Below are 26,428 nucleotides of genomic sequence, written 5' to 3'. Positions count from 1 at the left end.
CACAGAGTAATTTCTGTGGAAACCTGCCATGCCCCTGCTGCGCGTCTTCTTGCTCTTCCTGTGCTTCAGCCTCAGCCTGCCGGCGCTCGCACAAAGCGAACTGGATACGGCCATCAATACTGTGCGCGACCAGCTCGAGGCATTAACCGAGAGTGGAGGCAGCGAGGCGGAACGACGTGAGCTGCAGGAAATCTATCAAAGCACTCTGAGTCATCTGCAGCGCCAGCAACAACTCGACAAAGAGCAGGCCGAGCTGGATGAACAACTGGATGAAGCGCCTGCACGCATGAGCGCCACGCGCCGACAAATCGACCAGATCAGCGTGATCGAAGCCGATACCCTGCGCCAACAGCTGGAGAATCTTCCACTGAGTGAGCTGGAAGACCAACTCAGCGAAAAAGTCGCGCGCATGTTTGCCTGGCAAAACGAGCTGACCCGCATCAACAGTGAGCTGATCGGCGCTCAGACCCGTCCGGAGCGCACTCAGGCCAATGTCAGTGCCAACCAGACCCGCGAACAGGCCATCAGCGAGCAGATTCGCAGCCTGCAACGCCAGCCGGCCAGCCTTGTGCGTGATGCGCGCATCGCTATGCTGCGCGCCGAAACCGCCAGTCTGCAACGAGCCAACGAACTGATGCGCCAACGCCTGAATGCCAATAATGTGCTCCAGGAACTGGCCAGCCATGAGCGTGACTTGCTCAATCAGCAAACCGCAGTGATCGACATGGATATTCAGGTGCTGCAGGACGTGATTCATGACAAGCGCTTGAGCGCTTCCGAGCAAGCTGTTGACGATGTCAGCCTGGCCGCCGAGTCGAGTGACCACCAATTACTGCGCGAACAGGGCAGCCTGAACCGCCAACTGAGTGAAAGCCTGCTGCGCGCGACCACCCAGATCAGCGAACTGACGCGCAAGAACATCCAGACCCGGCAACAGATTGACAGCCTGACCCAGGTGGATCGGGCGCTGGAACAGCAGATCAGCGTACTGGAAGGCAGCCTGTTGCTGTCACGCATCCTGCACCAGCAAAAACGCACCTTGCCACGCGTGGACGTTGATCATGGCCTACCCGACCGGATTGCTGACTTGCGCCTGCGTCAGTTCGAGCTGAACCAACTGCGAGAAGAACTGACCCACCCTGAAGCCTACCTGCAGCGCTTGCTCGATCGCCTGCCTGCAGCCCAGCAGGAACAACTGCGCAACGATCTTGAAGTGATGATCACCAACCGGGTACAGCTGGTCGAGCAACTGGGCACCAATATCAACAACCTGCTCAGCCAGGCGATTACCCTGCAGATCAGTCAGCGGCAATTGCAGCAACTCAGCAGTGATTTGCAGCGCACTATCGATGACCAGCTGTTCTGGGTCGCCAGCAGCCGGCCGATTGATCGCAACTGGCTGCAATCCCTGCCTCAACAGCTCAGCCAGCAATGGGAACAGCTACAACCCCTGACTCATCTGCGTCAGATCCCGCCACACCTGATCAAACAATGGCCAGGTCTGATCGGCCTTGGCTTGCTGCTGGCTATTTATTTGCTGGCACGCCCGAGAATCAACAGCAAGCTGCAAACCCTGCATGCCGATGTCGGTCATTTTCGCCGCGACACTACCCGGCATACCCCTTTGGCACTGCTGCTGACCCTGTTCCGCGTCAGCATTATTCCATTATTGCTGGCTGGTTGCGGCCTGCTGTTGATGCGCCATGACGGTAAAGCAATACCTGCATTCGGCATCGCCGCCTTGTATGCCGCCCTTGCCTGGCTGGTGCTGCATCTGCTTTACCGGGTATTTGATAATCAGGGAATTGCCGAACGGCATTTTCGCTGGGAAGCCGACCGCGTCTCCCGCTTGCACCGGCTAACCAAGCACACCGCCTTTATCCTGTTGCCTCTGGTTGTCATCGTCGCGCTGGGGGAACACAGCCCTGAAGTGCTGGATGCCGACGCTATCGGCCGCCTGCTGATGATCAGTTGCCTGCTGGTACTGGGAGGGCTGCTTGGCAACCTGATGCGACGCACCAAACCACTGTACAGTTCACGGGTAATTCACTCGATCGCGACCCTGGCACTTGCCCTGACCCCGGTCATTCTCGCCGGCATGAGTTTCTGGGGGTATCACTACACCGCCATCAAGCTGGCTGATCGCTTTATCGACACCCTGTATGTCATCGTCCTCTGGCTGCTGCTCGACGGTACTGCAGTGCGCAACCTGAACGTCGCCGGACGGCGACTGGCTTACCAGCGCGCCCTGAGCAAGCGGGAAAACAGCCAAGCCAACGATCAGACGGACCAGGACATGGCCGTCGAAGTACCTAAAATGGACCTGCAACAGATCAACCAGCAATCCCTGCGCCTGGCCAAGCTCAGCCTGATGCTGGTCTTCGGTGTAGTGGTTTACCTGATCTGGTCCGATCTGCTCAGTGCTGCCACTTACCTCAACAGCTTCACCCTGTGGCAATACAACAGCGGCAGTGCCGAATTTCCCAACATGGTGCCGATCAGCGTTGCCGACGTTCTTGGCGCCCTGATCATTGTCGTGCTTACCATTACTCTGGCGCGCAACCTGCCCGGCCTGCTGGAAATCCTGCTGCTGTCCAAGCTCAAACTGCAGCAGGGCAGCAGCTATGCCATCACTACCCTGCTCAGCTACGTTATCGTCAGCATCGGCATTATCGTCGGTCTGTCGACGTTGGGCGTCAGTTGGGACAAGCTGCAATGGCTGGTAGCCGCCCTCAGCGTCGGTCTTGGCTTCGGCTTGCAGGAGATTTTTGCCAACTTCGTCTCCGGCATCATCCTGCTGTTCGAGCGCCCGATCCGCATTGGTGATGTAGTCACCATCGGGAATCTGTCCGGAACGGTCAACCGCATCCGCATCCGCGCCACCACCATCAGCGACTTTGATCGCAAGGAAATCATTGTCCCGAACAAAACCTTTGTCACCAGCCATCTGGTCAATTGGTCGCTGTCCGATACCGTGACTCGCGTCATCCTGAAGCTCGGTGTCGCCTACAACTCGGACCTGGCGAAAATCAAACAGCTGCTGCTGCAGATCACTCACGCCAATGAACGCGTGCTCGCTGATCCGGAGCCCGAAGTACTGTTCCTCAATTTCGGTGAAAGCACACTCGATCATGAACTACGCTACCACGTCGGCCAACTGGGTGATCGCAACCCCTCAATCGACGAAATCAATCGCGAAGTTGACCGTCTGTTCCGCGAAAACGGCATCGAAATTGCGTTCCGTCAGCTGGATGTCTATCTGCGCAACAGCGATGGGGTAGAGAAGCTGATTGAGAGTCGCAAGGTTTAATAGCTGCCTGCCAAGGCTCAGAGTGACAACCCCGACTGGATTCCGTGGATTCATCATCCGGCATTGCGCGCACTGCTGATCGTATAACGCTTGCCAGCATCCCCCACCGCACAGGAAAATACGCGCCATCACCCTTTAACGAGCGCCCGCAATGCCGAAAGCTGCCGAACTGAAAAAAGGTCATATCATCCAGATCAATGGCCAGCCTTATATTGTTTCCAACATCGACGTCAAGAGCCCGTCTTCACGCAGTGGTACCACCCTGTATAAAGTGCGTTTCAACCACGTGCAGACCAAGCAGAAACTCGACCAGAGCCTCACCGGCGATGACTTTCTTACCCCTATCGACTTCCAGAAGCGCGCTATCCAGTTCCTCTATCAGGACAGCGAAGGCTTCACCTTCATGGACAACGAAGACTTCGCCCAATTTACCCTGAGCGCAGAGCAGGTCGAAGAACCACTGCCCTACCTGCACGACGGCATCGAGGGCCTGTATGGCCTGATCGTCGAAGGCAACCTGGTCGGCATCGAACTGCCTGCGGTGGTAGAAATGCCCATTATCGAAACCCCGCCGGCGATCAAAGGCTCCTCCGCCAGCGCGCGGACCAAAACGGCTACTTTCGCCAGTGGACTGGAAATTCAGATACCCGAATACCTGGAAACCGGTGAAGTCGTTCGCATCAATACCGACAGCGGAAAATTCATGTCCCGCGCGTGAAACCACTGCAAGCTGCAAGCGAAGGCTAAAACGGGTTAAAATGGCGACTGACAACATTTGCTGATTACCGCTTGCGGCTTGCCGCTGCAACAACAGGAGCGCCCATGACCACCCCGCACATTATCGAACCCAACCGTCCAGCTACCGCCTGTGTCATCTGGCTGCATGGTCTGGGAGCTGACTGTTTCGACTTTGTGCCCGTTGTGGAAATGCTTGGCCTGCCGGCCAACCATAGCGTGCGATTCATTTTTCCGCAGGCTCCCTCCCGTCCGGTGACCATCAACGGCGGCCTCCCCATGCCCTGCTGGTATGACATCCTCGGCATGTCACCGGCCCGCGCCATCAACCACGAGCATATGCAAAGCGCTGCCGACAGCATCAAAGACCTGGTAGAAGCTCAATTGGCTGATGGCATCGCCTTGAACCGCATCATCCTTGCCGGTTTCTCCCAGGGTGGTGCCGTCGTACTGCACGCCGCAGCAGAGAATCAGTGGCCACTTGGTGGCCTGATGGCGCTGTCCACCTATGGCCCGACACTGGACACCCTGCTCGAAGACAACAACAACCCACCAGCACTGGATATCTTTTTTGCCCACGGGCGACATGATGACATGGTCCGCCCAAGCATGGGTCGCGAAGCTTTCGAACGGCTGCAGGCAGTTGGTCATCGGGTCAGCTGGCATGAATATGCCATGGCGCATGAAGTCTGCCCGGCGGAAATCAACGATATCCGCCTGTGGATCAATCAACAACTGGATATCTGAAGCCCAGCAATCACGGCAGCTGCAGCGCTTGGAGTTGGCACGCGCCTCCAGTACACTGGCAAAATAATTTTACTGGTCAACTGCCGAGAGAAGCCTGTGCTGAAAGCACTGAAGAAACTGTTCAACAAACCCGGGGAACCCCTGGAAGAAGAAACACTGGAGCAACTGCTGGCCAGAGAATACGCCGCCAGCCCACGCAAACCGGCGCAGAAAAAACCCGGCGAGCCTGCAGCAAAGCAGGCCGACGCCCCCCCACCCGCGATCAAACCCAAGCGCCATCCGCGCAAGCGGCCTGAAGCCGCTGTCGAGAAACCCTGGAGTCTGAATGACTTCCAGGTACCACCGGCTGAAGGTAAAACCCGCTTCCACGACTTCCCGCTGGCTGACAGCCTGATGCGCGCCATTCACGATCAGGGGTTCAGCTACTGCACGCCTATTCAGGCCGAAGTACTGGGCAAAACCCTGATTGGCCAGGACGCCATCGGTCGCGCCCAGACCGGCACTGGCAAGACCGCCGCCTTCCTGATTTCAACCATCACCCAGTTGCTCGACACCCCGGCGCCGGATGAACGCTATATGGGTGAGCCACGGGCGCTGATTATTGCCCCCACCCGTGAGTTGGTGATGCAGATTGCCAATGACGCCGAAGGCCTGACCAAGCATTGCAATCTCAACGTCATGACCTTTGTCGGCGGCATGGATATCGACAAGCAGCTGCGCCAACTGGAACAGCGCTACTGCGACATCCTGGTCGCGACACCCGGCCGACTGCTCGACTTCTGCAACCGCGGCGAAGTGCACCTCGACCTGATCGAGATTCTGGTCCTCGATGAAGCCGATCGCATGCTCGACATGGGCTTTATTCCCCAGGTACGCCAGATCATTCGCCAGACCCCACGCAAAGGGGATCGCCAGACCCTGCTGTTCTCTGCCACCTTCAGTGACGACGTGATGAACCTGTCACGCCAATGGACAGTCAATCCGGCCATTGTCGAGATCGAACCCGAGCGCCCTGCCTCGGAAAATGTTACCCAACTGGTCTATGCCGTCAGCGGCAGCGACAAGTTCAAGCTACTGTTCAACCTGGTCACTCAACTGGATCTGGAACGGGTAATGGTGTTCGCCAACCGCAAGGATGAAGTGCGCCGCATTCAGGAACGCCTGGTCCGTCATGGCATCGATGCCGCGCAGCTGTCTGGCGATGTACCGCAGAACAAGCGCGTGCGAACCCTGGACAACTTCAAAAGCGGAAAACTCCGCGTGCTGGTAGCAACCGATGTCGCCGGACGCGGTATTCATATCGACGGCATCAGCCACGTCATCAACTTTACCCTGCCGGAGGACCCGGAAGATTACGTTCACCGTATCGGCCGTACCGGTCGTGCCGGTGCCAAAGGCACCTCGATCAGCTTTGCCGGCGAAGACGATGCCTTCCAGATCCCGCCAATCGAGGAACTCCTGGGCGGAAAGCTGGAGTGCATTCCGCCGGAAGAACGCTATCTGAAACCTCTGCCCCAGCGCCAGCAAACAGCCGAGCAGAGAGCGGCCAGTGACGCCAATGAAGCGGAACAGGCCGATGCGGCCGCACGCAACCGCAAACGCGCCAGCGGGCGTCGTGATGGCGGCGGTGGCCGACCACGGCGGTAAGCGCTCAGTTCGGGGAAGGACAGCAAAAGTACGCTGGCAGGAATATTACCCAGGAAATACTGATTAATTGCACATGTCTCTGGGGCCTGTTTGCTGCTGACTGGCTCTGGACCGTTAGATGCCAGGCGACCGCCAGGGATGGCGGAAGCGCAGAAAATGCAGGAGCAATTTTCTGCGGGCATCGTCGAGCCCCAGGGATGTGCTTGTAGCGTGTCTGGGGCAGGTGGCCGGCAATGCTGCAACACACCGCACTCGACAGACAAACATCACTAACTCGGCCTTCCACTATAACGCGCTTTTTTTGTTGCCGCACAGGGTCATTCGTCGGGTTACGAAATTCTCTTTTTAATGCTTGTGAATGACATCAATGCTGGGTTAAAACCGGGTTAACGGCGCGCCAATCAACCTGCACAGACCAGGTTCGGGCGCACCGTAGCAGGCGGCATGACAGCGCTGTGCCGCCAGGAGCAATCGACCTTGCGAGGTACCAGGCCTATGGAAGCGTGCGGAGCCACACGACCAACCTTTTACGTACTCGACACCAACGTCCTTATCCACGACCCCAACGCCTTACTCAATTTTGAAGAACACCAGGTCATCATCCCGATGACCGTCCTCGAAGAACTCGACAAACTCAAATCCGGCAAATCCAGTACCGCCGCCGACTGTCGCCAGGCCATCCGCCTGATTGACAAAACCCTCGCCGACGCCCCACCCGATCAGGTAGAACAAGGCGTCCCCATCAACCGCGACAAACTGGGTTTCAATGGCAGCCTCGCCATTCTGATGGACAAAGCCCCGCTCCCCGCGCACTGCCTGCCCAACGACCTCAACGACAACAAGATCATCAACCAGCTATGCCAGCTACAGAACCGCTACCCTGATGGTCGCATCGTGCTGGTCTCCAAAGACATCAATATGCGCCTCAAGGCGCGTGCCTGCGGCATCGATGCCGAGGACTACCACACCGACCAACTGCTCGATGACATTTCTCTGCTCGCCCAGGGCTATCATCAGGTGCCCGGCTCATTCTGGGATGCCGTCAACCGGGTAGACACAACGCAACTCAATGGCCAGACCTGTCATCGGCTGCAACGCCAGGAAGGCTTGCCACCCCTGCATGTGAATGACTTCATCATTGATGAGCAGGGCTTTGTTGGCTGGGTCAAACAGATTGATGGCAAACACATCGAACTGCGCGACCTGCATCAGGAACCCCTGTTGCACCAACAGGCCTGGGGGCTGAAACCCCGGGACATCTTTCAGGCCCTGGCCATGTACGCATTGCTTGACCCTGACATTCACCTGGTCAACCTGACCGGCGCCGCCGGTTCGGGGAAAACCATTCTGGCCCTGGCCGCTGCCATCGAGCAGACCATGGTCAGCAAGACCTATCGACGCATTATCGCCACTCGCAGCACCCAGGGCCTGGATGAAGATATCGGGTTTCTGCCAGGTACCGAGGCAGAAAAAATGGAACCCTGGCTGGGCGCCATCACCGACAACCTGGAAGCCCTGCACATGGACGATGAATGCAGCCGCAGCAGCGTCGATTACATCCTCGACCGCGTTCCCTTGCAGTTCAAATCCATGAACTACATCCGTGGCCGCAGCTTTCAGCAAAGTTTCATCCTGATCGACGAAAGCCAGAACCTGACTCCGCACCAGATCAAGACCATCATCACCCGCGCCGGCAGCGGCTCGAAAGTGGTCTGCCTGGGCAACCTCGCGCAGATAGATACGCCCTATCTGAACGCCACCAGCTCCGGCCTCACTTACCTGACCGAATGCTTCAAGGACTTCCCCCACGGCGTGCACATTCACCTGCAGGGCGTACCGCGCTCGATACTCGCGGAGTACGCCGAAAGCCACCTCTAAACCACCCACCTTCCATTCACCGCCAGCGCCAGCCCGACCCGAGCAGTTGGGCCAGGGCTGGCGGTCAACCACATCCATTACCCCGATCTATCACCCCCATACATCCGATCAAGCCTGACTTGCGGCATAATGGCGCTACTGTTGAATGGAGGTATGCCATGTTGCTGGTCATTTCCCCAGCCAAAACGCTGGATTACGACACCCCGCCGGTTATCGACAAAGCCACCGAGCCGCGTTTTCTCGAGCACAGCGAACAGCTGATCGACGTACTGCGTGAACAATCACCGCAGGATATCGCCAACCTCATGAAGCTGTCGGACAAGCTGGCCAGCCTGAATGTTGCCCGCTATGGCAGCTGGGAGCCCACGCCGACGCCGAAGAACAGCAAGCAGGCCTTGCTGGCCTTCAAGGGTGATGTCTATACCGGGCTGGATGCGGAAAGCTTCGATGCCGATGATTTTGCCTTTGCGCAGGACCACTTGCGCATGTTGTCGGGTCTTTACGGCCTGTTGCGGCCCCTCGACCTGATGCAACCCTACCGACTGGAAATGGGCACTCGTCTGGCCAATCCGCGCGGCAAGGACCTGTACCAGTTCTGGGGTGAGCGTATCAGTGAATGGCTGAACCAGGACCTGGCTGCCCAGGGCGATGATGTGCTGCTGAACCTGGCCTCGCAGGAATACTTCGGCGCGGTCAAACCCAAGGCGCTGAAAGCGCGGGTGATCGATACCGTGTTCAAAGATCAGAAAAACGGTCAATACAAGATCATCAGCTTCTACGCGAAAAAAGCCCGTGGGCTGATGGCCCGCTACGTGATCAAGGAGCGCCTGCGTGACCCGGAAGGTTTGAAGGATTTCAATCTGGATGGCTACTACTACGATGCCACCAGCTCGTCACCCGACAAGCTGGTGTTCCTGCGCGATCAACCGGCCTGAGCCACTGACCGCTCACTCGCCCTCAGGCCATCATGGAATTCCAGATAGGCATCCAGAACCTGACGGGGTGCCTCGATCTGCGGATAATGTCCGATATCTTCCAGCATAACCACATCCGCCTCGGGCACCAGTTCGCGATAGCGAGCGACCATATGCGCTCCGGATACCGGATCGTCAGCACCATCAATTACACGCATGGGCACCTCGGTCTGTTGCATGGCACTGACCCAGCGTTCGCGATATACCCGTCGTTCGGGGATATAGCGAATCAACTTGTGCATGACTGACGGGCCATTGTCATGCGCAATCAGCTGCCAGAAAGCTTCCAGTTCCACATCCGCTGGCTGGGTCTCGGCACCGAAAACCTGGCGCATCGATCTGGCCAGTCGCGGCCGACTGGTCAAACGCCCGAAAAAGAAACCCAGGGGTGATAGCAGCATTTGCTGCATCAATACCGGATGGTGCGTTTCCGGGAACAGGCCACCATTGAGAAAACACATGGAATCCAGCCACTGCGGCCCTTCCAGATCACGCGACAGCAATTCCTGCGCCACGCTGTCACCATAATCATGCGCCAACACATGGCAACGCCGTACACCCAGGTGGGCCAGCAAGGCCTGTTGCAAATCAGCCTGATCCTGCAGGCTGTAATCGTATTCCTGCGGTTTGGCCGAGAAACCGAAGCCGACCATGTCACAGGCAATCACCAGATAACGTTCAGCCAGAGCATCCCAAAGATAGTGCCAGTCCCAGGCAGCGGTCGGGAAGCCATGGATCAGCAGCAGAGGCTCACCCTGACCTGCTGTCCAGTAGCAAACAGTCTGCCCCCGGTACTCAAAGGTTTTCGCCCGGGCCTGCCAATCGGACAACGCGATACCCCGGAGCATCTCACTCACTGGTCGAAGCCTGGATTGACGCGCTGAATCTTGCGCATTAACGCCGGCCAGGCAAGATTGGCTCCAGAGCCATGGGTGACCTTGCGCATGCTTTCTCTGGCGCCGTCGAGGATCTGCTGGGGAATCGGAATCAGCTCACCACCGCCTGCCTGTGCCTGCACCTGGATTTCACAGGTCCGCTGCAGAATGTACATATTCGAAAAAGCCTCGGGGATACTGCGGCCGCAGGTCATCAAGCCATGATTGCGCAGAATCATGCTCATGGTGTTGCCCAGATCACCCTGCAAGCGCACCTTTTCGTCCTCACGCAGGGCAACACCCTCGTAATCGTGATAGGACAGGCTGCAGAGCACAAAAAGTGCTTGCTGGGATATTGGCAGCAAACCCTCTTTCTGAGCGGATACTGCAACACCCGCATTGGTATGCGTATGCAATACACAGGCAACGTCATGGCGCGCTTCATGCACCGCACTATGAATGGTAAACCCGGCCGGATTGATCTGGTACGGCGTATCCATCAGCACGTTGCCCTGCAAATCAATCTTGACCAGGCTGGAGGCGGTAATTTCCTCGAACATCAAGCCATAGGGATTGATCAGAAATTCTTCAGTGCCCGGGATCTTGGCCGAAATATGGGTAAACACCACGTCGTCCCAGCCATACATCGCAACCAATCGATAGCAGGCAGCCAAATCGACTCGGGCCTGCCATTCATCGGCACTGACCTGATCCTTGACACTGGTTTCCGGCAATTTCTGTGCGACATTCATAAGGCAACTCCTCAAGCGATCAATATTGTTGTAGGTATGCTGATCATCGACATCTACATTACTTGGGGCATACTGTCGTGATCAAGTCATTCAGGGAGTCTAGACGGTGACTGCGAAGCGGACTGTCTCGAATCTTACAGTGTCGAGCAACAGTGATGATCCATCACTGGCCAGATTGCTGGGAAAGAACCGCTGGTTCAGCGAGCTGCCTGCCAGCGTGATCAGCGATATACGTGCTCAGGTGCGGCACCGGCACCTGGGTGACGGCGAGTGCGTCTACGCCAAAGGCGATTTGCCGGATGGCCTCTACGGCGTGGTCAGTGGTGCGGCACGTATCAGTAATATCGGTCTGGATGGGCGCGAGGCTGTGTTGGCGATTCTCAGCCCGGGGAGCTGGTTTGGCGAGATATCCCTGATAGACGGCCTGCCCCGTTCGCATGATACTCACGCCAGTGGCCCCACTGAGCTGCTGTTTCTCTCACGACAAAACTTCCAGCAACTCCTTGACCGCCATCCTGAACTCTATCCCCTGTTCATGCGCCTGCTCTGCCGCCGCCTGCGGGTGACCTTCGCCGTGCAGGAAGACAGCGCCCTGCTGCCCTTGCCCGCTCGCCTGGTCAAACGCCTGCTGATGCATGCCCACAACTATGGCCAGACCGAGCCGGACGGCAACCACCTGGCAGTGCAATTGTCCCAGGAGTCACTTGGATTGATGCTCAACAGCTCGCGCCAGAGCGTCAACAAACTGCTCAAACGCATGGAACAGGCTGACTGGCTGCGAGTACGTTACGGGCAGATCGTTATTCTCGATGAGCCGGCACTGAACCGCATGGCCGGTGGCGAGCTTCCTGCCGACTGGTAATCAGCGCCCCAGCGCTTTCAGAAACTCGGCGACCCAGGGCTCGGCATCTTCATCCTGATTGACGGTTTCACTGGCATCCAGCTCCAGCATTGGCAGTGCTTCGCGTGCTTGCAGCTCAAGCAGCAATTCGCGCATATCGCGACCACCCTGGCAAAAGGTGTCGTCGTAAGATGAGTCACCCAGACCGATGACCCCGAAAGGTATGCCGGTCAGCAACGGAAAGCGGTCATTCAGTTCCAGCTGCAAGGGCAGCAAATCATCAGGCACTTCCCCCATGCCAGTGGTCGCAGTGACCACCAGAATGGCCTCTGGCGCACTGGCAAGAAATTCTTCCACATTGGCCCCGCTCAGCCGCGTGGTCTGCACACCGGCCTCGATCAAACGACTTTCAGCGGCATCTGCCACCATGTCGGCGGTGCCGGATACGGTACCGGTCAAAAGGGTCAAGCGCATGATTCGCCTCCTGCTACTGTGATTTGCCCGGCATTATGCCGCATGTAGCGAATTTTGCAGCCCGGAGAGGCGCTTCCCTAGACAGTCCGGACTTATACGATAGAATGTGTATCTAACTCAGGGGGAATGCTGTTGCAATGATCAATGCCAAATTACTGCAACTTGTCGTCAACGCATCGAATGACGGCATCGTTGTTGCTGAACAGGAAGGTGATGACAACATCCTGATCTACGTCAACAAGGCCTTCGAGGACCTGACCGGCTATAGCTCAGAGGAAATCCTCTATCAGGACTGCCGCTTCCTGCAAATGGACGACCGTGACCAGCCCGGCCTGCACGCCATTCGCGAAGCAGTCAAGGCCGGCAAACCCTGTCGACAGGTCTTGCGCAATTACCGCAAGGACGGTTCGATGTTCTGGAACGAGCTGTCAATCACTCCGGTGCACAATGAAACAGACCAACTGACCTACTTCATCGGCATTCAGAAAGACGTCACCGAGCAAGTAGAAGCCCAGCAACGGGTCGATGAACTGCAGGAAGAATTACGACTCCTGAAGCAGAGCAAAGACGGCTCCAGCTGATGGGAGCCAAAGGGGCGGGTGAAACAGGACACCTGAGTTAAAAAGCTCCGGCAGCCCAAAGGGGAAGGCGGCTACCGGAGTGCGCAGTCATATCTCAGAAGCGGTCTTGGAACAGACCAAGACCATATACAAACAGTATACAGAAAGGCTGCTTTTGTACAGTTTAGGAATAGATTTTAGCGCCCAACCTGGCAACAAGATATGTCTTAATGGTCCAACCGCCCGGCCAGCAAGGCCGACAGCCGTCGTGGCAAGGCGCTGGACACCTCACCCAGTACATGCAATCCCGCCTGCTCAAGTGCCGACTCATTTGCTTCACAGCAATCACCCAGCATAACCAGCGGGCATGCCAGGGTCTGTTCCAGACGGGGTAACTGTTTGCCCAGCATGTCATTATCCTGCGCTCGGTCACTGAACAGAATGACGGCTGCCGCATCAGTGCGCTCAGCCAGCACGGCCAGGTCCAGCAGCGCGGGTGCTTCACGCAGACAGACCACATCGGTCTCCGTTGCGGTAATCAGGCTGGCAGCACAAAGCAGGTCAAATGGCTGCTGGGGGCCAGACAGGTTGACCAGCAAGACGTGTCGATGACCGGCCATATAGCTGGCGCGCTGCGTCAGACGTGCGGTCAGAAAGCTGTCAAGCAGTAACCAGGCAACACCAGGCTGGCTACCGCTCTTGCCACGCAAACGCTTCCAAACCGGCCGCAGAACCTCGCAGATCACGACTGCCAGCGGAAAACTCGCGTGCAACTGGCCATATATGCTGTCGATCTGACGCAAATTACCGTCATTCGCGGCCTGGGCCAGTCGATTTTGCCAGGCGTCCATTTCCGACCCCTGGGGCACGTCCGCAGGTGGGCTGGCCAGAGGGCGCGGCATGCTTTCCGGACGCGGCGTTCGATCAATAATGGTAGCCACCTTGCTGACGGCTACCCCACGCTCGATCCAGGCCATAACGGCACGTACCCGTTCGACGTCGGCCATGGAATACAGTCGATGGCCACTCTCGGTCCGATGTGGCGTCAACAGACCATATCGCCGCTCCCAGGCACGCAAGGTCACCGGATTGACCCCGGTCATGCGCGACACCTCACGAATCGGAAACAGATCGGCATCATCCAGCAGATCGCCGGTCGGCGCGAATTCGTCCTGGTTGTCATCGGTCATATTTACTTACGCACCCTGCAAACGTGTGACTTTACCTGTGGCAGGCAACACCCTAGATTGTACCGGTATTGTACAGAACTTTGTTACATGAGGACACGACTATGGCGGCATTCAAACCTGATTGGCCATTGACCTTGTATTACGACGGTGAGTGTCCTTTGTGCGTGCGTGAAATCCGCATGTTTCGACGACGCAAAGCGGACGATCGTTTGCAACTTGTTGACATCAGCAACCCGGCCACATCTCCCCTGCCCGGCCGCAGCCGGCAAGCAATGCTGGATTGTCTGCATGCCCGGTTTGCCGATCAGCAGCTGGTTACCGGCATCGATGCCACCTACTGGAGCTATCGAGCCGTCGGCCTTGGCTGGCTGGTACGTCCGTTACGCTGGCGCTGGGCTCGGCCACTGTGGCAAGCGACCTACCGGGGTTTCTGCCGCTTGCGTCCCGGGCTGGCCAGGCTCATTCCGATGCCAACGGAAGAACGCTGTGGCAGTGACCAGTGCGCGATCAAACGGGACAAAGTCGAATAGCCGCTTTCAGCTGTCCCAGGCCTGGGTCGGCATACCCGGCTGGCGAATGACTTCGTCCTGAGCGACGCACAGGTGCAGCTCGGTAGAGGTAATGCCCTGGCGCCGCAAATCACGCTTTAGTTGATCCAGCGCCAGCCAGACCCTGGGCTTGCCGCTGCGATCATGCAGGATGATGTGCTTGCCGCTATCCAGGCGTAAACGAGCCAGAAAGCCACTCATACAGCTATGACTGACGATCTCCACGGCAGCTCCTGCCTGCGCTTGCCGGATGCTCTTCAGCTGGGACAACTGCATGACTCCTCCTGCGGTAATAGCCAATAGCCAGACGCGCTGACATATCCAGCACAATACTTTTACAGCAAACAACTGCTGCACAAGTCTTGTACATAGTATAACCTGTGTTCAGGTCGTGACCACCGCTATCTTGCCAGCGGTACCCCGATAGTGCTGGCCATGGCCTGAACCTGATTCCACACGATGTTGGCTCGCCCTCGATTTTCCAAAGCGTGCTAGCATTGTCGCCCTCAATTGATACCCATGACGAGATCAGCATGAGCCTGGAAAAATTGACTGACAACTACCACCAGATTTTGTGCAACCTGGGCGAAGACCCGGAGCGCGGTGGACTCAAAGACACGCCCAAGCGGGCGGCCAAGGCGATGCAGTTTCTCTGCCATGGTTACCAGCAAACGCTGGAAGAAATCGTCAACGGTGCGCTGTTCGATTCAGATAACGACGAGATGGTCATCGTCCAGGATATTGAACTCTATTCAATGTGCGAGCATCACATGCTGCCGTTTATCGGCAAGGCGCACGTTGCCTACCTGCCCCAAGGCAAGGTTGTCGGCCTGTCAAAAGTCGCGCGTATTGTCGACATGTATGCCCGCCGGCTGCAGATTCAGGAAAACCTGACGCTGCAAATCGCCAATGCCGTACAGTCGGTCACCAATGCCAAGGGGGTTGCCGTGATCATTGAAGCGAAACACATGTGCATGATGATGCGCGGGGTGCAGAAACAGAATTCACTGATGCGCACCTCGGTCATGCTCGGCATGTTCCGCGAGTCGGTGAATACACGGCAAGAATTTTTGCAACTGATCAGTTGATCCAGTCTGATGACAGAGTCCATTCTCATCACCGGATGCAGTAAACGCGTCGGCCATGATCTGGCACTGCACCTGCAACAGTCGGGCTATCAGATAGTCGGGGTGTCGCGGCGCCCGCCATGCGAGCCAATCCCCGGAGTAGATTACCGCAGCGCAGATCTGACCCGCAGTGCCGATGTCGACGCCTTGATCAGCCATATCCGGCAAGAGCACCCGAACCTGCGCGCCATCATACACAATGCCTCATTATGGCTGGATGATCTTGAGGACAACATCGACGCCATGCTGGCCCTGCATGTGGCGACCCCGATCAAGATCAATCTCGGCCTGAGCGAGCTGATTACCCGGGCCCCGCGCTTCGATATCATCAACATCTGTGATGACACCGCGACCCGTGGCAGCAAGAATCATGTCGGTTATGCCGCAGCAAAAACCGCCCTGCTCAATACCACATTGTCGTTTGCCAAACTGTTCCCGGAGACGGTACGCGTGAACGCAATTTCCCCTGGCTTGCTCTACCTGAAGGAAGGCAGTGACGAAAGCTATCAGGCGAAAACCATCAAGAAATCCAAAATCCAGTACGAACCCAAAGCCGAACCAGTCATCACCACTGTCGACTACCTGTTACGGGCTGATTTTGTCACTGGCTCCAATATAGTGGTCAATGGTGGCCGGCACGTCAGGTGATATTCACTGAAGACTGCTGTGATCAGCCGGGGTTCTGCTAAAATCCGCCCAGCCCATAGCAAACGGAGTGGATCATGACCGAGCAAGAACGCACCGAACTGGAAGCTGCCGCCTTCCGCACCCTGCTGGCGCACCTGAATAGCCGCAAGGATGTCCAGAACATCGAACTCATGACTCTGGCCGGTTTTTGTCGCAACTGCCTGGCCAAGTGGTACAAGGCCGCAGCGGATGATCTCGAGATTGATGTCAGTCCCGATGAAGCCCGCGAAGCCATTTACGGCATGCCTTACAGCGTGTGGAAAGAAAAATACCAGAAAGAGGCGACGCCAGAGCAGCTGGCAGCCTTCGAGAATGCGAAACAACCATGACACCCGCGACCTTTATTGCCCGACTCGGCCAACCCGGGCACACCTTTGCCGATACCCTGAGCTTTATTGAACAGCACTATGCCTTCACTCCCAGTGCTTTCGATAATGGTCCGCTGCACAATACCGCCGAGCAGAATCAGGGGTCGTGCAAGGTACTGGCCTTGGCGCTGGACCTGGAACTGAGTAATCAACAGGCTCTTCAATGTTTTGCCGAGCACTACCAGTCCGTGCTTGCAGATCCACACGGCAATAAACATGGCAATATCCGAGCCCTGATGCAACACGGCCTGAGCCAGGTGAGATTCACCCATAGTCCGCTTATCCGGGTCTGATTCATGACAGTCAAACAATTACAGCCCAGCGGTGAATTCCCTGCCACCACCCTGACGCGCCGGTTCGGTGTACTACTCTACGACTGGCTGCTCGGCATTGCGTTGGTCATGTGTCTGACGTTGTTTTACCAGCAGGTTATCCTGCGTCAGATATATGGAGGTGAGCGCCTGCGAGCCCTGTCCGAGGCCGGTGCCCTGGACCGGGACCCCTTGCTGGCTGTCATCGTATTGCTGAGCCTGTTCGGATATCTGGCCTGGATGTGGACATTGAAAGGTCAGACGCTGGGTATGCAGGCCTGGCGCGTGCGCGCACAGCAGCTGAACGGCAACTCGATCACCTGGAAGCAAGCCTTGCTGCGTTTTGTGGTTGGCTTTTTCGCCCTTGCCTGCGGTGGCCTGGGCTTGTGGTGGATGTTGTTCGATAAACAGTCGCGTACCTGGCAAGACATTGCCTCGAATACGCAACTGGTCACGCTGCCGAAAGATCTCTGGCGCTGAGCGGTCCACAGCGGCCTTTCAGCGCGGCTGGATCAGAACAGTTTTTTTTACTCGCAAAGTGCCACTTTTGCCCTCAGCGCCACATGCCCGCATAATGCTGCCAGTCAGCCAGCAACCCCGGGGCAATGAACTTGCCCATAAACACGTGGTCAGTTGGCTGAACCACATGCGCCGACACCGGTATCGACGACCACCGAAACCTGATTGCGACCCAACATAATGACTTCATTCCGTGCCACTCTTGCGTCTGTTCTCCCGTTTACCCTGAGCGCCCTTATGCTTGCGCCGGCCCAGGCTGATGAACCCGCCAACAATGCCCGCTGGGTCAGTGACAGCCTGAATACCTATGTGCGCAGCGGCCCGACCGATGGCCACCGGATCGTTGGTGCCTTGCGCTCCGGCGACCAGGTCACGCTGATTACCCGTCAGGGCAACTACGCCCAGATACGTACGGAGTCCGGCAGCACGGTCTGGATTCCCGACGCCGATTTGCAGGATGTGCCCGGCCAGGCCGAGCGCATCCCGCAATTGGAAGCAGAACTGGCTGAGTTGAGCACTGAACTCAACAGTATCAACGAGAGCTGGGAGTTGCGCGTACAGGGCATGCAGGAAACCCTCGAATCGCGAAAAGTGCTGATCGATGAACTGGAAGCGCAACGCCTGACACTGAACGACCAATTGACCGACGCCCAGTCGGAACTGCGCAGCGCACAAGCCAGGCTCGGTGATGAAAGTCAGGAAGCCCTGCTGCGCTACATGCTTTATGGTGGCGGCATTGCCGGCGCAGGCTTGCTGGTCGGTTTGATTCTGCCCTCACTGACACGCCGCAAGAAACGCAGCAGTGACGTCTGGGTGTGAATGCCAGTGGCGCCGGTCCAGCCGGCGTCATACTATCGGGTAACAGCAATGTTAAAATAAGCCATCACCCATTGGCCGGAAACCACCCATGCCAGGCAATACCCTGAATACCACCGTCTACCCCAAAGGTAGTCTGGAAACCCTGTCGCAACTGGAAGTACAACAACTCAGTGAAGTCGGCTCTGGCCGCACCTATCGCCTGTTCAGGCAATGCGCTCTGGCCATTCTCAATACCGGGGTGCAGATCGATAACGCCAAGACCATCCTCGAAGCCCACGCCGACTTTGATGTGCGCATTCATCAACAGGATCGTGGCGTCTGCCTGGAAATGATCAACGCCCCGGGCGATGCTTTTGTCGATGGCGAGATGATTGCCAGCACACGGGAAATGCTGTTCAGTGCCTTGCGCGATATCGTCTACAGCGACAGCGACGCAGGCCGTCCCCGCACCATTCCGGATAATTCCCAGGGCATCACCGAGTATGTCTTTCACCTGCTACGCAACGCACGCACCCTGCGCCCGGGCGTTGAGCCAAACATGGTCGTGTGCTGGGGTGGCCATTCGATCAATCAGGCGGAATACAAGTACAGCAAGAAGGTCGGCCACGAGCTCGGTCTGCGTGGGCTGGATATCTGCACTGGCTGTGGTCCGGGGGTAATGAAAGGCCCGATGAAAGGCGCCACCATCGCCCACGCCAAACAGCGTATTACCGAAGGCCGTTATCTGGGCCTGAGTGAACCCGGCATCATTGCCGCCGAAGCACCTAACCCGATCGTCAATGAACTGGTCATCATGCCGGATATCGAAAAGCGCCTGGAAGCTTTTGTCCGCGTTGGCCACGGCATCATCATTTTCCCCGGCGGGGTCGGCACTGCCGAAGAATTCCTATATCTGCTGGGTATTCTGTTGCATCCGGACAATGCCGACCTGCCCTTTCCGGTGATTCTCACCGGCCCGGTCGGCGCGGCAGCCTACCTGGAGCAAATACACGAATTCGTTGCCGCGACCCTGGGGGCCGAAGCTCAGGCGCGCTACCAGGTAATCATCGACGACCCCAGTGCGGTAGCCCGGGCAATGAACCAGGGCCTGCAGAAAGTGAAGGAGTTCCGCCGCGAGCAGCGTGACGCCTTCCATTTCAACTGGCGACTGAAAATTGCCAGCGAGTTCCAGCTACCCTTTGATCCGACCCATGCCAACATGGCCAGCCTGCAGCTCAGCACCAGCCTGCCCAAGCACGAGCTGGCGGCCAATCTGCGCCGGGCTTTTTCCGGCATTGTCACCGGTAACGTCAAGGACCGCGGTATCCGTATGATCGAGCAGCACGGCCCGTACCAGATTCGCGGCGAGCAGAGCATTATGGAGCCACTGGATGCGCTACTCCAGGCCTTTGTCGCCCAGCAGCGGATGAAGCTGCCAAGCGGCATGGCCTACGAACCCTGCTATCAGGTAGTCAGCTGACAGCACCCGGAGCGCGCCCGGCTTACCACTCCAGCTGGGCGCCGGTCTGATACTCGATGACCCGGGTTTCGAAGAAGTTCTTTTCCTTGCGCATGGTCGCCTGCTCGTCCAGCCAGGGTGAGACATTGCGCGCACCCGGATAAGGCTCCGGCATGCCCACGGTCCGAGCACGACGATTGGCAACAAAGCGGAACTGTTCACTGTGGTATTCCGCCGAATAGCCAAGAATCGGGTCACGCAGGATGTAATTGGCGTAGGTGGTTTCTGCTGCTTCGGATTCTTCCCACATCTCGCTGACAGCTTTCGGGTCGAGGGTGACATTTTCCTCTTCCAGAATCTGATTGACCACTTTCAGACCGAAGGAGAAGTGCATGGCTTCGTCGCGCAGAATGTACTGCAACTGCTCGCCGGTGCCGCGCATCAGGCCGCGCCGCTGCAGGGCAAAGATCGGGCTGAAGCCGTTGTAGAACCAGCAGCCCTCGAACACGGCGGCGAAGAACAGGTAAGACATGATGAACTCTTCCAGATCATCACGGTTTCGCAGGTTCATGTTCGGACGCATGGCCGCGTCCAGGCGGCGGTTGGCCATCTGGATCTTGCCGTTGATTTCCGGCACCACGCGGTAGCGATTGTAGATTTCGCTCTGGTCCAGATTCAGGGTTTCGATGCAGTGCTGGTAGGTCCAGGTGTGCAGCGCTTCTTCATACACCTGACGCGCCTGATAGATCTGCAGCTCCGGCGCACTCATCTTTTCCATCACCGCCAGGCCGATATTGCGCATGGCGAGGATGTCCGAGGTGGTCAGGTAGGCGAGGACGTTTTCATAGACGTGCTTTTCCGCCGGGTTCAGGCGGTGGTGATAGTCATGAACGTCCTGGGCCATGTTGACGTCCAGGGGCGTCCAGTGGTTCTTGTTGGCGTTCATGAAGTATTCCCAGGCCCAGGGATACTTGAAGGGCGCCAGCTGGTTGATGTCGGTATTGCCGTTGATCACCCGCTTGTCATTCACATTGACCGGCGCGGGGCCGCTGGTACTTGCTGCTTGCTTGGGTTCATCGTCCCAGTTGAGCATAACTGTTCCTCGCAAATTGTCTTAGCTAGCTCCCCTCTCCCCTTTGCGGGAGAGGGGTTGGGGGTGAGGGGGGGGCAGAAAAAACCGAGCTTTCGCTCAAGCACCTCCCCCTCTCCCTAACCCTCTCCCACAAGGGGAGAGGGAACGTATAAATCCTGTCCGGCGTGAGCGCCTGCCCCGCTACTGACACGCCTCACAATCCGGGTTATCAATCGAGCACACCTGCGGCTGCGGTGCCGCAACCGGGGCGGACTTTTCGGCGCCGGTAGCGCCCAGCGAGCGCAGGTAATAGGTGGTTTTCAGGCCGCGTTCCCAGGCCAGCTGGTAGAGCGCGTCGAGCTTCTTGCCACTTGGTTCGGCCATATACAGGTTGAGGCTCTGCGCCTGATCCAGCCATTTCTGCCGGCGCGCTGCGGCTTCCACCAGCCAGCGAGCGTCGATTTCGAAGGCGGTGGCATAGCGCGCCTTGAGCTCTTCCGGCATGCGTTCAATCTGCTGCACGCTGCCGTCATAGAACTTGAGGTCGTTGACCATGACCTTGTCCCACAGGTCGACTGCCTTGAGATCATGCACCAGTGACGGATTGACCACGGTGAATTCGCCGGACAGGTTGGATTTGACGAACAGGTTCTGATACGCCGGCTCGATGGACTGGGAAACACCGACGATATTGGAAATGGTCGCAGTCGGTGCAATCGCCATCACGTTGCTGTTGCGCATGCCGTGACGGGCCACCAGTTCGCGTACCGGCGCCCAGTCCAGGTGGCTTTGCTGATCAGTGACCAACTCGCCGGGGCGGCGGTTTTCCTGCAGCAGGCCAACCGAGTCAATCGGCAGAATGCACTGTTGCCACAAGGAACCTTCGTAGCTTGCATAAGCGCCGCGCTCAGCGGCCAGTTGCGCCGAGGCGCGAATGGCGAAATAGCTCAACTGCTCCATGCTGGTGTCGGCAAACTCGACCGCTTCGGCACAGGCATAAGGCAGTCCCAACTGATACAAGGCATCCTGAAAGCCCATCAGACCCAGACCGACCGGGCGGTGACGCAGGTTGGCGTTACGCGCCTGGGGTACGGCGTAGAAGTTGATGTCGATGACGTTATCCAGCATGCGTACGGCGGTGTTGACGGTGCGCTCCAGCCGCTCGACATCCAGCTTGCCGTCACGGATATGCGCGGCCAGATTGACCGAGCCCAGGTTGCACACGGCAATTTCTTCAGCGCTGGTGTTCAGGGTGATTTCCGTACACAGGTTGGAGCTGTGCACCACGCCAGTGTGCTGCTGCGGCGAACGCAGGTTGCACGGGTCCTTGAAAGTGATCCACGGGTGACCGGTTTCAAACAGCACGGTGAGCATCTTGCGCCACAACTGCTTGGCCGGGATCTGCTTGAACAGCTTGATCTTGCCCGCTGCCGCCTGCGCCTCGTAATGCTCGTAACGGGTGCGGAAGGCGTTGCCGTAAAGGTCATGCAGATCCGGTGCGTCACTGGGTGAGAACAGGGTCCATTCGCGGTCATCACGCACCCGCTCCAGCAGCAGGTCCGGCACCCAGTTGGCGGTATTCATGTCATGGGTACGGCGGCGCTCGTCACCGGTGTTCTTGCGCAGCTCGAGGAATTCCTCGATATCCATGTGCCAACTTTCCAGGTAGGCACAGACCGCACCCTTGCGCTTGCCACCCTGGTTCACCGCCACGGCTGTGTCGTTGACCACCTTGAGGAAAGGCACAATGCCCTGACTCTGGCCATTGGTACCCTTGATGTGTGAACCCAGGGCACGCACGGGCGTCCAGTCATTACCCAGACCACCCGCCCATTTTGACAGCAGTGCGTTGTCCTTGATCGCACCGTAAATGCCTTCCAGATCATCCTGCACGGTGGTCAGGTAACAGGACGACAGCTGCGAATGCCGTGTTCCACTGTTGAACAGCGTTGGCGTCGAGGCCATGTAATCAAAGCTCGACAGCAGGTTGTAAAACTCGATAGCGCGCGCATTGGGATCGTCTTCGCGCAGCGACAAGCCCATGGCCACACGCATAAAGAACACCTGCGGCAGCTCCAGCCGAGCCTCGTTCCAGTGCAGGAAATACCGGTCATACAGGGTCTGCAAACCGAGGAAGCCAAACTGCAGGTCGCGCTCGGGGCGCAGCGCCTCGGCCAGACGCGGCAGATCGAAACCGAGCATGGCCTCATCCAGCAATTCGTAACCAACGCCGGCATCAACAAAGGCAGCCAATGCCTGCGGATACAGCTCAGCCAGACTCTGATTCTGCGGCAAACCCAGCGCCAGTGCGGCTTCCAGACGCAGTTGCTCGAGCAACAAACGCGCGGTGACCTGACTGTAATCCGGCTCCTGCTCGATGCGGCTGCGCGCCGTCATGATCAGCGCTTCCAGCACTTCGGTTTCTTCAATGCCGTCATACAGATTACGCAGCGCGTCCTCGAGCAATGAAGCCGAATCAATGCCCTGCAAACCGGTCGCGGCCTGCTCCACCTGCAGCTTCATCAGGCCCAGATCCAGCGGCGCCGAGCTGCCATCGGCCTTTTTCACCGTCAGGTGCGGATGCGCTTCCATCGGCGCATCAACCGCACGCTTGCGTGACTGCTCTTCACGGTAAAGTACGTAGGCGCGGGCAACCTTTTGCTCACCCGCGCGCATCAGCGCCAGCTCAACCTGGTCCTGAATGTCTTCGATATGCACCTTGCCGCCCGCCTGCAAGCGCCGGCCAATCGCCTGGACAACCTGCTCGGTCACCTCGCGCACAGCCGTATTCAGCGCCACCGACCCTGCCGCCTGATCCCCCTGTACGGCAAGAAAGGCTTTGGTCACGGCAACACTGATCTTGGACGCATTGAAACCCACCAGGGTGCCATTGCGTTTGATCACTTGCAGGGTATGGGTATCGGCTGCGGCGGAAGGTGGAGCAGCAGCAAGAGCGGAAGCAGACATGATAATTTTTCCTGTATACGCGTTGAATTCCATTGCCTTCGCGTAAACAGGTGCGCACCCGGGCACGGTACCGGGAGGCTCACGCTGCTCACCTTGAATCGCGAAGGTGCAGTTCAGAAGCCGTAGCTTCTCCTCCTGGCAGGTCTTCGGACTCAGGGGCGTGAATCAGTGATTCGGCCTTGTGTGGCGACTTCCCGGCCTACGCCAGTGTCATGCTGCCACACGCGTTCCCCTATACCGCTGCGCGTCAGTTCCGGATTCTCACCGGATTCCCTCTACCACCTGATCAGCGAATGATCACTATATGTGGTAGATAACCAAGATTGAAATCACTATATACAGATAAAACGATGGATACAAGTCAACAATAAACCTGTCCTGCACACACTTTCCGATTGGCGCGGAAAGCGCGCTTCAGCCCGCGCGCCGCATCAGCCAAGCGCCCATCAGCAGCAAACCAATGATCGGCAAGAGCACGGCAATCAGTGGCGAAAAGCCGAATACAAGACTGGATGGCCCCAGCAAATCCTGCAGAATCTGGAAGCTGAAACCGACCAGTACACCGGTAAACACCCGCTGACCCAGCGTAACCGAGCGCAAGGGGCCAAAAACAAAGGAAATGGCGACGAAAACCAGGGCAATTGTCGCCAACGGCTGGAATAATCTCTTCCAGAAAGACAGCCAGTACAGACTATTGTTCAGCCCCTGTTCCGCCAGGTAGCGCTGGTACTGCCAGAGACCACTTATCGGTAGCACATCGGGATCCAGCACGACCACGCGCAACAGTTCCGGTGTCAGCTCAAGCGCCCACACCTGCTCTTCGCTGACCACCGCCTCAGTCCGCCCATCCGCCTGAAAAAGGGTGCTTTCAACTTCTTCTAGCCGCCAACCTTCCGTTTGCACAGTGGCCCGTCGGGCAAAGCTGGTTTCCAGCAAGTCACGCTGGTCATCAAAGCGGTACCGGGTCACACCATGCAGAACCCCATTCGGCTGCACCGCATTGATATGAATAAAATCATTGCCTTCGCGGTGCCACAGCCCACGGGATGAACTGATCGCTTCACCGCTGCTTTGCGCAACAGCGCGGCGGCTTTCGGCCAGGTTTTCACTGAAGGGAGCCACATACTCACCAATCAGCACACCGGCCAGCATCAGCACCAGCAAGGGTTTCATCACAGCCACCGTGATGCGCGTCAAGGACACCCCGGCAGCACGCATAACGGTCAATTCGGAATTGCCCGCCAGCGTACCCAGACCTACCAGGCAGCCGATCAAGGCAGCCAGCGGCAGCATGTCGTACAGGCGTCGAGGGGCAGTCAACAGGACATAACCTATGGCTTCAGACAAACCATAGTTGCCTTGCAGGGTATCGAGTTCATTGATGAAGGCAAAAAGGACATCCAGCCCGAGGATAATCATGGATACAACCAGAATGCTGAACAGCACCGCCCTGCCAATGTAGCGATCAAGCCGGCGCATGACTGACCTCCTTGCCGGCACGGGGCTGCCAGAAGGCCTGTCGGTTGAGTACCAGCCCCACACAGAGGAACAGGGCATGCACCCACCACAATCCAATCCAGGCCGGGGTTCGGCCTTCTTCCAGCCAACTCCGTGCGGTAATCAGTAATGCCAGGTAGCTCATGTACAGCAGAATCGCCGGCAACAGTTTGAGATAGCGTCCTTGCCGGGGATTGACCCGCGCCAGCGGAACGGCAAAAAACGCAACGATGGGCACCAGCAGCGGTATCGCTATGCGCCACTGCAGCTCGGCCTGCAGGCGAAGATCATCGCTACCGAACAGACTCAGCGTGGGCAACGCTTCACGGTCGGTAACCTCAGTCACCACCTCGGGGCGGGGCAAGAGCACACCATAGCTCTGATAGCCAATGGTACGAAAATCAGCCGCGCCGGGGCGACCGTCATATCGGTAACCGTCGAACAAGATCAGATAACGGCTGCCATCCGGGTTCATTTGCTGCCTTCCGGACTCGGCAACGAGTACACCAATACGGGCATCGGCACCACTGCCCTGACGCTCGGCGATGAATACATCCTGCAACTCGGTGCGGTCATCGCTCAATCCGCCAGCATAGGTCACCCGTTGCGCATTACGACCAATCGACTGGAAACGACCGGCCACCAGGGTATCAAACTCGGTCATGGCATCCTGCTCATTGAACACTTGCTGGGTTTTGTAAACGCCAGCAGGTGCCAACAGGAAGCTGAGCACGCCGACACAAAGCATGACCAGCACCGCTGCGCCCTGGGTATACAGCAGAATCTTGCGCTCGCTGATACCGGTGGCGGACAGCACGGTCATTTCGCTGTCCAGATGCATGCGCCCGTATGCCAGCAGAATGCCGATAAACATGCCCAGGGGCAGAATCAGCACCAGGAAGTCCGGCAGGCGATAGCCCATGATCAGAAACAGGATGCTGGCATCCAGCTGGCCGGCGGCGGCCTGGGCAAGATATTTGATAAAGCGCCCGCTCATGATGATCAGCAGCAGGATCCCGCTGACGGCTAGCAGGGTTTGCAGGATTTCGCGGTTAAGGTAGCGAAAAACAATCACGATCGGGTCCTTGGCTC

Annotated in this window: 24 protein-coding genes, 1 pseudogene and 1 riboswitch; of the genes and pseudogenes, 16 read left to right on the top strand and 9 right to left on the bottom strand. The window is 57.6% G+C overall.

Annotated features, from left to right (window positions below; genetic code table 11):
* Positions 1-28: 28 nt before the first annotated feature.
* The 6 genes and pseudogenes from mscK (at position 29) to yaaA (ending at position 9,252) form a co-directional block, all read left to right on the top strand.
* On the top strand, positions 29-3,310 hold the full coding sequence (gene mscK / locus BLU07_RS02520) for a mechanosensitive channel MscK (protein WP_092383845.1): 3,282 nt from the start codon (positions 29-31) through the stop codon (positions 3,308-3,310).
* A gap of 151 nt (positions 3,311-3,461) precedes the next feature.
* A complete protein-coding gene (efpL, locus tag BLU07_RS02515) occupies positions 3,462-4,028 on the top strand; it encodes an elongation factor P-like protein EfpL (protein ID WP_092383843.1) in 567 nt (188 codons plus the stop codon).
* 104 nt (positions 4,029-4,132) lie between these two features.
* Complete coding sequence (locus BLU07_RS02510; RefSeq protein WP_092383840.1) at positions 4,133-4,792, top strand: alpha/beta hydrolase; 660 nt, start codon at positions 4,133-4,135, stop codon at positions 4,790-4,792.
* Positions 4,793-4,888: 96 nt separating this feature from the next.
* Positions 4,889-6,313, top strand: a pseudogene (gene rhlB, locus BLU07_RS02505) (ATP-dependent RNA helicase RhlB); the annotation flags it as partial.
* 621 nt (positions 6,314-6,934) lie between these two features.
* Positions 6,935-8,317 carry a PhoH family protein gene (locus BLU07_RS02500; RefSeq protein WP_092383834.1) on the top strand — a complete coding sequence of 461 codons (1,383 nt, stop codon included), beginning with the start codon at positions 6,935-6,937 and terminating at the stop codon, positions 8,315-8,317.
* Between the two features lie 158 nt (positions 8,318-8,475).
* Positions 8,476-9,252 carry a peroxide stress protein YaaA gene (yaaA, locus tag BLU07_RS02495; RefSeq protein WP_092383831.1) on the top strand — a complete coding sequence of 259 codons (777 nt, stop codon included), beginning with the start codon at positions 8,476-8,478 and terminating at the stop codon, positions 9,250-9,252.
* Here yaaA and BLU07_RS02490 read toward each other — a convergent pair.
* Positions 9,240-10,139 (bottom strand): alpha/beta fold hydrolase, encoded by a 900-nt coding sequence (locus BLU07_RS02490; protein WP_092389522.1) that lies wholly within the window; start codon positions 10,137-10,139, stop codon positions 9,240-9,242. The genes yaaA and BLU07_RS02490 overlap by 13 nt on opposite strands.
* Before the next feature lie 5 nt (positions 10,140-10,144).
* Entirely contained in the window at positions 10,145-10,918 is a 774-nt protein-coding gene (locus tag BLU07_RS02485; RefSeq protein ID WP_092383828.1) for a class II aldolase/adducin family protein, read from the bottom strand.
* 139 nt (positions 10,919-11,057) lie between these two features.
* Here BLU07_RS02485 and BLU07_RS02480 point away from each other — a divergent pair, with 139 nt between their 5' ends.
* Positions 11,058-11,780 carry a Crp/Fnr family transcriptional regulator gene (locus BLU07_RS02480; RefSeq protein ID WP_172830085.1) on the top strand — a complete coding sequence of 241 codons (723 nt, stop codon included), beginning with the start codon at positions 11,058-11,060 and terminating at the stop codon, positions 11,778-11,780.
* Here BLU07_RS02480 and BLU07_RS02475 read toward each other — a convergent pair whose 3' ends face one another.
* Entirely contained in the window at positions 11,781-12,233 is a 453-nt protein-coding gene (locus BLU07_RS02475) for a flavodoxin domain-containing protein (protein ID WP_092383822.1), read from the bottom strand.
* Between the two features lie 137 nt (positions 12,234-12,370).
* Here BLU07_RS02475 and BLU07_RS02470 point away from each other — a divergent pair, with 137 nt between their 5' ends.
* The gene (locus BLU07_RS02470; RefSeq protein ID WP_092383819.1) at positions 12,371-12,814 is read left to right on the top strand and encodes a PAS domain-containing protein; all 444 of its coding nucleotides are present in this window, start codon (positions 12,371-12,373) and stop codon (positions 12,812-12,814) included.
* Positions 12,815-13,020: 206 nt separating this feature from the next.
* Here BLU07_RS02470 and BLU07_RS02465 read toward each other — a convergent pair whose 3' ends face one another.
* On the bottom strand, positions 13,021-13,983 hold the full coding sequence (locus BLU07_RS02465; protein ID WP_092383816.1) for a MerR family transcriptional regulator: 963 nt from the start codon (positions 13,981-13,983) through the stop codon (positions 13,021-13,023).
* Positions 13,984-14,084: 101 nt separating this feature from the next.
* On the opposite strand from BLU07_RS02465, the gene BLU07_RS02460 reads away from it, so the two are divergent.
* A complete protein-coding gene (locus BLU07_RS02460) occupies positions 14,085-14,513 on the top strand; it encodes a thiol-disulfide oxidoreductase DCC family protein (protein ID WP_092383813.1) in 429 nt (142 codons plus the stop codon).
* A gap of 6 nt (positions 14,514-14,519) precedes the next feature.
* Here the strand turns inward: BLU07_RS02460 and BLU07_RS02455 are convergent, their stop codons facing one another.
* A complete protein-coding gene (locus BLU07_RS02455; protein ID WP_092383810.1) occupies positions 14,520-14,807 on the bottom strand; it encodes a hypothetical protein in 288 nt (95 codons plus the stop codon).
* A 257-nt stretch (positions 14,808-15,064) separates the two neighbouring features.
* Between BLU07_RS02455 and folE the strand changes: the two genes are divergently transcribed.
* From folE to ppnN, 7 genes are all read left to right on the top strand, one after another.
* The gene (gene folE / locus BLU07_RS02450) at positions 15,065-15,619 is read left to right on the top strand and encodes a GTP cyclohydrolase I FolE (protein ID WP_092383807.1); all 555 of its coding nucleotides are present in this window, start codon (positions 15,065-15,067) and stop codon (positions 15,617-15,619) included.
* A 9-nt stretch (positions 15,620-15,628) separates the two neighbouring features.
* Positions 15,629-16,306, top strand: coding sequence for an SDR family NAD(P)-dependent oxidoreductase (locus tag BLU07_RS02445; protein WP_092383804.1), 678 nt, complete (start codon positions 15,629-15,631; stop codon positions 16,304-16,306).
* A gap of 74 nt (positions 16,307-16,380) precedes the next feature.
* Positions 16,381-16,674: a DUF1244 domain-containing protein gene (locus tag BLU07_RS02440; protein WP_092383801.1), complete on the top strand. Its 294-nt coding sequence runs from the start codon at positions 16,381-16,383 to the stop codon at positions 16,672-16,674.
* A complete protein-coding gene (locus BLU07_RS02435; protein WP_092383798.1) occupies positions 16,671-17,006 on the top strand; it encodes a HopJ type III effector protein in 336 nt (111 codons plus the stop codon). The genes BLU07_RS02440 and BLU07_RS02435 overlap by 4 nt, the downstream gene beginning before the upstream one ends.
* A gap of 3 nt (positions 17,007-17,009) precedes the next feature.
* Positions 17,010-17,504 carry an RDD family protein gene (locus BLU07_RS02430; RefSeq protein ID WP_092383796.1) on the top strand — a complete coding sequence of 165 codons (495 nt, stop codon included), beginning with the start codon at positions 17,010-17,012 and terminating at the stop codon, positions 17,502-17,504.
* A 219-nt stretch (positions 17,505-17,723) separates the two neighbouring features.
* On the top strand, positions 17,724-18,362 hold the full coding sequence (locus tag BLU07_RS02425) for a TIGR04211 family SH3 domain-containing protein (protein WP_092383794.1): 639 nt from the start codon (positions 17,724-17,726) through the stop codon (positions 18,360-18,362).
* An 88-nt stretch (positions 18,363-18,450) separates the two neighbouring features.
* On the top strand, positions 18,451-19,821 hold the full coding sequence (gene ppnN / locus BLU07_RS02420; RefSeq protein WP_092383792.1) for a nucleotide 5'-monophosphate nucleosidase PpnN: 1,371 nt from the start codon (positions 18,451-18,453) through the stop codon (positions 19,819-19,821).
* A 22-nt stretch (positions 19,822-19,843) separates the two neighbouring features.
* Here ppnN and BLU07_RS02415 read toward each other — a convergent pair whose 3' ends face one another.
* The 4 genes from BLU07_RS02415 to lptF form a co-directional block, all read right to left on the bottom strand.
* A complete protein-coding gene (locus tag BLU07_RS02415) occupies positions 19,844-20,893 on the bottom strand; it encodes a ribonucleotide-diphosphate reductase subunit beta (RefSeq protein WP_092383790.1) in 1,050 nt (349 codons plus the stop codon).
* Between the two features lie 180 nt (positions 20,894-21,073).
* On the bottom strand, positions 21,074-23,839 hold the full coding sequence (locus tag BLU07_RS02410) for a ribonucleoside-diphosphate reductase subunit alpha (protein ID WP_092383788.1): 2,766 nt from the start codon (positions 23,837-23,839) through the stop codon (positions 21,074-21,076).
* A gap of 120 nt (positions 23,840-23,959) precedes the next feature.
* Positions 23,960-24,176: riboswitch (cobalamin riboswitch) on the bottom strand.
* Positions 24,177-24,253: 77 nt separating this feature from the next.
* Positions 24,254-25,318, bottom strand: a complete 1,065-nt coding sequence (gene lptG, locus BLU07_RS02405) for an LPS export ABC transporter permease LptG (RefSeq protein WP_092383786.1) — start codon at positions 25,316-25,318, stop codon at positions 24,254-24,256.
* Positions 25,305-26,411, bottom strand: a complete 1,107-nt coding sequence (gene lptF, locus BLU07_RS02400; protein ID WP_092383783.1) for an LPS export ABC transporter permease LptF — start codon at positions 26,409-26,411, stop codon at positions 25,305-25,307. Before lptF ends, lptG begins: the two co-directional genes overlap by 14 nt.
* Between the last annotated feature and the right edge of the window lie 17 nt (positions 26,412-26,428).

The sequence above is a fragment of the Halopseudomonas salegens genome (assembly GCF_900105655.1).
GTDB classification, from domain to species: domain Bacteria; phylum Pseudomonadota; class Gammaproteobacteria; order Pseudomonadales; family Pseudomonadaceae; genus Halopseudomonas; species Halopseudomonas salegens.
The sequence above is the reverse complement of the archived record's forward strand: the minus strand, read 5'-3'. Positions and strand labels throughout refer to the sequence as shown.